Origin of the sequence: Sulfuricurvum sp. RIFOXYD12_FULL_44_77 (genome assembly GCF_001830725.1) — a bacterium.
GTDB classification, from domain to species: domain Bacteria; phylum Campylobacterota; class Campylobacteria; order Campylobacterales; family Sulfurimonadaceae; genus Sulfuricurvum; species Sulfuricurvum kujiense_A.
In genome coordinates this window covers 1-6,025 of the sequence record NZ_MIBU01000146.1, presented here as the reverse complement: position 1 = coordinate 6,025, position 6,025 = coordinate 1, and the positions used below count along the sequence as shown (strand labels likewise).

The 6,025-nt window shown below is 46.0% G+C and carries 7 protein-coding genes and 1 pseudogene; all 8 read right to left on the bottom strand.

Annotation, left to right across the window (positions count from 1 at the left end; all coding sequences use genetic code 11):
• Positions 1–263, bottom strand: a 263-nt coding sequence (locus tag A2517_RS06175) for a class I SAM-dependent methyltransferase (protein WP_294895175.1), incomplete at its 3' end; no start/stop codon positions are given.
• Between the two features lie 8 nt (positions 264–271).
• Positions 272–1,282 (bottom strand): bifunctional diaminohydroxyphosphoribosylaminopyrimidine deaminase/5-amino-6-(5-phosphoribosylamino)uracil reductase RibD, encoded by a 1,011-nt coding sequence (gene ribD / locus A2517_RS06170; protein WP_294895173.1) that lies wholly within the window; start codon positions 1,280–1,282, stop codon positions 272–274.
• Complete coding sequence (locus tag A2517_RS06165; protein WP_294895171.1) at positions 1,282–1,713, bottom strand: ribosome maturation factor RimP; 432 nt, start codon at positions 1,711–1,713, stop codon at positions 1,282–1,284. The genes ribD and A2517_RS06165 overlap by 1 nt, the downstream gene beginning before the upstream one ends.
• Positions 1,703–2,068 (bottom strand): 30S ribosome-binding factor RbfA, encoded by a 366-nt coding sequence (rbfA, locus tag A2517_RS06160; protein ID WP_015652896.1) that lies wholly within the window; start codon positions 2,066–2,068, stop codon positions 1,703–1,705. Before rbfA ends, A2517_RS06165 begins: the two co-directional genes overlap by 11 nt.
• The gene (gene infB, locus A2517_RS06155; RefSeq protein WP_294895177.1) at positions 2,065–4,599 is read right to left on the bottom strand and encodes a translation initiation factor IF-2; all 2,535 of its coding nucleotides are present in this window, start codon (positions 4,597–4,599) and stop codon (positions 2,065–2,067) included. The genes rbfA and infB overlap by 4 nt, the downstream gene beginning before the upstream one ends.
• On the bottom strand, positions 4,592–4,846 hold the full coding sequence (locus tag A2517_RS06150; RefSeq protein WP_294895170.1) for a DUF448 domain-containing protein: 255 nt from the start codon (positions 4,844–4,846) through the stop codon (positions 4,592–4,594). Before A2517_RS06150 ends, infB begins: the two co-directional genes overlap by 8 nt.
• A 20-nt stretch (positions 4,847–4,866) precedes the next feature.
• Complete coding sequence (thrB, locus tag A2517_RS06145) at positions 4,867–5,748, bottom strand: homoserine kinase (protein WP_294895168.1); 882 nt, start codon at positions 5,746–5,748, stop codon at positions 4,867–4,869.
• 9 nt (positions 5,749–5,757) lie between these two features.
• Positions 5,758–6,025 (bottom strand): annotated as a pseudogene (locus tag A2517_RS06140) (hypothetical protein); the annotation flags it as partial.

The window sequence follows — 6,025 nt, the reverse complement described above, 5'->3', positions numbered from 1 at the left end:
TCACTAGGATCAATCCCGACAATCCGATCAACAACCAATCCCGCTTTATCGGCACGGCGTTTCCAATACCCCATCATATCGCCCGTTCCGCATGCGACATCTACGATGGAATCAATCGTTTTCGAGGGGCAGTAACCAAACGCCAAATCGCATGCCTTGCGACGCCAAAAGGTATCGATACCCATACTGAGGACTCGATTAGCACGATCATAGGTCGGAGCTATATCGTTGAACATCGATACGATTTTCTCTTGTTTGGTCATAAATAGTCCTATTTTTTCTTCATCCAAAGGATAATATTGTCAGTGATTTTAGCGCTAAGAACCTCAAAATCCTCTTGAATGACACCAAGAGTTTGTGATCCGCCCCCAATTTTGGGTGCAATGTAACTGAGATACCAATTTATGACCTTAGACGAAGCTTCCATCATCCCCGCGCCCCCCTCAATCATCACCAATCGGTACCCGTTTATTTTTTCCAGCGACGATTCAACAAATACATTCCGATTCGGTACACTAAAAAGGGGAATCGTGCGGTCAAAATCATTGTGATGCGAATAAATCAGTACATCAGGTGCCCTCCCCTCGACCAGTCGTGCATCGAGCGTCGGACGATCATGCCGTACCGTATTACCGCCGATAACAATCAAGTCACACCGATCGCGCAGAGTATGCATATGCTCACGTGAGCTTTTTGAACTGATCGTCCCCTTATCAATCGTCCCATCAAGTCGCTGCGCCCATTTAAAAAAAACAAAAGGGTTCTCTTGCCATTTCAAAAACGGCTCTAACAGTTCACTTCCCTCTTTTTCCATAACACCAAAAAAACATTCAACACCTGCGTCACCCAAAAGTGTGGCACCGCCTGATGCGATAGGGTTGGGATCTTTACAGGCTACAAAAAGCTCTTTAACTCCCAAATCACGAATCAATAGTGCGCAGGATGGGGTTTTACCGCTGTGGGAACACGGTTCGAGTGTTACTGCCATTGAAACAGAGCTAAAAATACCGTTATGGTGGGTACGAAGATACGCATGGATATGGTGAGAGTCGTCGGAGTCTGCAATGGTAGTATCGCCAGATAGGAGAACATAAGCATCACGAAGTGCATACACTTCGGCATGAGGACCGCCTGCGCGTTTGTGGGCACCGACAGAGAAGATAGTACCTTCTTGGGAAAAACAAACGGCACCGACGGCTGGGTTAGGAAATGTAAGGAGTTGATAATCCCACGCTGCAGCCAGCGCGAGTGTCATAGCATGATGTGCTGCAGAGGGTTTCATTACCACTCGAAGTAGGTTTTTGCCTTGCTGATCGAGCGAAAAGGGATCCGTTTTTCACCCTCTTCTTTGGTGTTAAGGATGATCTCTTCGTTTTCAACGCCGATCATTTCACCCTCATATTTCTCTTTCGTGATGGTACTCAAAGCAACTTTTTCCCCTACTGATTGAACAAAGTGCTCTAGTGTTTTGAGACGACGCTCAATACCGGGTGAGCTTACTTCGAGACGATACTCACCGCTTACCGGAGAGGTAACGTCTAATAATGGATTGATAAGATGGGTAAGTTCAGCACATTGGTTGAGCGTTACACCGCCCGGTGCCGTAACACTAACACGAAAAATGGTGTTCTCATTTTCGTTAAGTACGGCGGTATCATAGAGAGACAAGCCGATGGATTCAACCATTTTTTTGATGTCAGATTCAAGACTCATCTTTTTTCTCCTTGGCGATTTGGGCGAATAACGCCTCAATATTTTGGCTTCGTTTGAGGGTATCATCAAACACGAAGGTCATACGGGGACTGCGAAACCAGCCTTGATCTTTCATACAATGCTCTTCGATAATCGGACGGGCTTTTTCGAGCAGTTTTAAAAAGACGGCTTGTTCTTGAGGAGTGTAGTGGTGCGGATCAAGATAGACTTTTGCATCGCTTCGCCCGCGTGAACAATGGACATCGATAACATCCACTTCACGCACACGCGCATCGGAGAGTTGTGAAATCGCCTCGGGAATCAACTCTTTGAGAATCGATTCCGTTCGCTTGATTTTTATTTGTGCCGGAGTCACAGGGATACTTTAGTCTCGATTTTTTTGAAGGTTTCGATAACGTCACCCACTTTGACATCGGTGTAGCCGTTGAGGACAACACCACAATCCATCCCTTTACCAACCTCTTTGACATCGTCTTTGAAACGTCGGAGGGATGTAAGATCACCCTCATGGATAACGACACCCTCACGGATAACGCGAACCATTCCGCCGCGTACGAGTTTACCGTCAACGACCACACATCCTGCGATAGTTCCTGCACCGCGCGGCATAGGGAACGTATCACGAACTTCGGCTTGTCCGGTATTCTCTTCACGGAATTGCGGTGCCATCATACCGCCGAGCAACAATTTAACATCGTCGATCAACTGATAAATAATAGAGTAGGTTTTGATCTCTACACCCATTTGTTTAGCCATAGCGTTAACATTACCCGTAGGACGAACGTTGAATCCGAGTAGGGCACAGTTTTCACTGTTGTTGACCAATGCAATGTCATTTTCAGTGATTCCGCCGACACCGCTGGAGATCACTTCAACTTTGACCTCTTCATTGCGCAACTCTGCAAGAGCCGATTTAATCGCTTCGAGAGATCCGTGAACATCGGTTTTAAGAACCACTTTAAGGGCTTTAATACGACCCTCAGCGATCAACGAGGTCAAATCATCAAACGATGCTTTGGTACTCAATGATAGTTCACGGTGACGATCGTACTCAGCACGTTTTTGTGCTACTTCACGCGCTTCACGATCACTCTCCATCACCATCATTACTTCACCCGATGGCGGAACATCGCTCAATCCTACAACAACGGCGGTTTGACTCGGTCCGATATGTTGAAGCTGTGCTTTACGATCACTGATCAATGCACGAACACGTCCATAAGCACCACCACACACGATGTTATCACCGACGCGCAGGGTTCCGTTTTGAACGATAACGGTAGCAACCGGTCCACGCCCTTTTTCCAGCGTAGACTCAACAACGACCGCTTTTGCCATAACATCAGGATTTGCTTTGAGTTCCATCACTTCCGATTGGAGCAAGATCGCTTCCAAAAGCTCATCGATTCCCGTCATAGCTTTTGCTGATACGCCGACGAACTCGACATCTCCGCCCCACTCAGTAGGGTTAAGTCCGAGTTCTGCCATTTGTGCTTTAACCATATCGGGATTTGCACCCGGTTTGTCCATTTTGTTCACCGCAACGATAACCGGTACTTTTGCATCTTTGGCATGTTGAACCGATTCGCGAGTTTGAGGTTTAACCCCATCGTCTGCCGCAACAACAATAACGATAATATCGGTAAGCTGTGCACCGCGTGAACGCATTGCACTAAACGCTTCATGCCCCGGAGTATCGAGGAACGTAATCAATTTACCTTTTTGTTCTACCGAGTAGGCACCGATGTGCTGAGTAATTCCACCCGCTTCGCCGTTTGCCACTTTAGCATTACGGATCGCATCAAGAAGAGAGGTTTTACCATGGTCAACGTGACCCATGATAGTGATAACCGGAGGTCGCTCAACGGCCCCCTCGCTGTCTTCGTGCTCTTCATCGTATGCAGTCTCAAGATTAAAGGCATCTTTTGGATCGATAGTGGTTACTTCAACACCGAACTCACTCGCCAAGATTTCGATTTCGTCTTTACCGAGGAAGTCATTTTTAGTCACCATCATTCCGAGGTCAAAAAGGACTTTGATAACCGCAGAGATACTCTGACCTACTTTTTCGGCGAATTCGTAAACACGAACGTCTTCAGCGATTTCAACGTGAGTAATAACTTCGTCTTCTTTTGCATCTTTCGTATAGCGCTTACGTGCTTCACGAGAAACTTGACGCGGTTTACCACGGTTAGCACCCTGTTTTTTACCCGCGTTACGACCGATCGGTTTTTTCTCTTTCGGTTTTTGCTCTTCTTCCGGCGGTAAATTAGCACCCAAATCGTTGAAATCCATCAATACGACTTGATCTTGTTCATAGTCCATAGAGACATCGGAGATGCCGCCACCGAAAATATCAAGGCGAACCCCTTGATCTTTTTTCTGTACCGGAGAACTGCTATTTTGTGTTTTTTTCGCTCGTTTCGCTTCTAATTCACGTTGAGCCTGCTCACTGAGTTTTCCGTAACTAGAAACGTGGCTACTTTCATGACGAACCGGAGCAACAAACTCTTCTTCTTGAGGACGCTTTTTCTTAACGATTTTCAAACCTGTACGCTTAGGAACTTCTTGCTCGACTAATACTTCTTCCGAACTCTCTTCTTTTACCTCTGCAACCGGTGCAACACTCGGAGCACTCTCTACTACGGCAGCAGCGGTGACAACCGATACTTCTTCGGAAGGGGTTATTTTTGGAGCAGGCTTAGACGCTGCGGCTTCCGTAGATGCGCCGCTCATGATATAGTTCATGATTTGCTCAGCTTCTTCGATCGAAACCGAACTCGAGGCAGTTTTCACATTAAGCCCCATTGCAGCTGCTTTGTCTACTACCTCTTTTGAATTGATACCAAGCTCTTTGGCAATTTCATGAACTCTAACTTTATCCATCATTAACGATGATCTCCTTTAACCGATTCATCAGCTCTACGCTAGCGCCGCTTTTACATTGACGGGACAGCTGTCCCGGAGTTTTCTTATGATCGGTACAAGACCTGCACATATAAAAACTTCTCCCCACATTCGTGTAAGGTTCTAAGACCCCGTTACGACATTGAAGGCGTAAAAGTGCTACTTGAGCAAAGCGCTCACGACATACCACGCACATGCGGATAGGCTGATGTAACTTTTGCGCCATTATATCCAATACTTTCTTAGTTATCGTTCGACAACTAAACCGTCATTATCGAAGCCTAAAATTTTGACCTCGAAATCGGTGAACTCCGACTTAAATTTATCGGCCAACATTTGGGCATCCTGGTCATAGACCATATTGAAAAAAGTCGATCCGCTCCCCGATAGCGTGGACATCAATGCCCCGTTATCGTACGCCATTTTTTGAACGGCAAAAAGCTCAGGAAGCATCTTCATCCGTACTTTTTGATGGAACCGATCTTGGGTAGCGAGACGAAGCATCTCCCAATCTTCATTAAAAAATGCCCCCACCGTCACCGCCGTATGAGAGAGGTTGAAGACGGCATTTTCTTTGCTGTACGATTTAGGAAGTGTCGTACGAGATTTAGCGGTTGAGATCGGCTTGTTCGGGATAACAACGACCGCTTTGAGATAATCGGGGAGATGTTTTTGCTGTGAAAAAACCTTTTGCTTCTCTACCATCGCCGCATTAAATCCCCCCATGACAGCAGGAGTAATGTTATCGGGATGGCTTTCATACACAAGCGCATGATTGAGAATACGACGTTTGGACACTTTTACCCCTGCTGCTTCGTGGGCGCAGCTGATAGCGCTGACGATAACGGCAGAAGAACTCCCAAGACCGCGCGACATCGGAATCTGATTGTAAAACGTAAATTTGAAATTTTGTCGTTTTTGGGTCAGTCTGCGATAATGTTCATTGAAAATAGAGACGAAAAGATTGTTCCCTTTGAGGCGCGGGTTGTTCTCCCCTTCCCCTTTGATAGAGACGGCAAAAAAACGTGACGGCACCAATTCGACTTGATTACGCAAATCGACGGCAAGTCCTAATGAATCAAATCCGGGCCCTAAATTAGCACTCGTTGCGGGTACACTGACGAACAAATAATTTCCTTATCCTACGGCATCAATCCCATAATAAGGGAGATTGTCCGAATTAAATTTTTCTAATTCTATGGTTTTAGGAAGTTCAAAACCGATAATCTCAGGCGAGGTCAGCGGTTCTAACTCAATAGTTGTCCTATTTTTAACAAAATAGAGCTTTCCAACTGCTTTGATGGGGCTATTTTGGTTAAAAAAGAAGGCATCCGTTGCCAAAAGGGGGATTTTTCGTGCAATACTGAGTGTTTTTAGAAAAATATAGGTGACCTTGATCCCCATA

Coding starts and splice junctions, on each gene's coding strand:
- A2517_RS06165 (WP_294895171.1), bottom strand. CDS start 1,713: ATGAGTCTTGAATCTGACATCAAAAAAATGGTTGAATCCATCGGCTTG.
- infB (WP_294895177.1), bottom strand. CDS start 4,599: ATGGATAAAGTTAGAGTTCATGAAATTGCCAAAGAGCTTGGTATCAAT.
- A2517_RS06150 (WP_294895170.1), bottom strand. CDS start 4,846: ATGGCGCAAAAGTTACATCAGCCTATCCGCATGTGCGTGGTATGTCGT.
- ribD (WP_294895173.1), bottom strand. CDS start 1,282: ATGAAACCCTCTGCAGCACATCATGCTATGACACTCGCGCTGGCTGCA.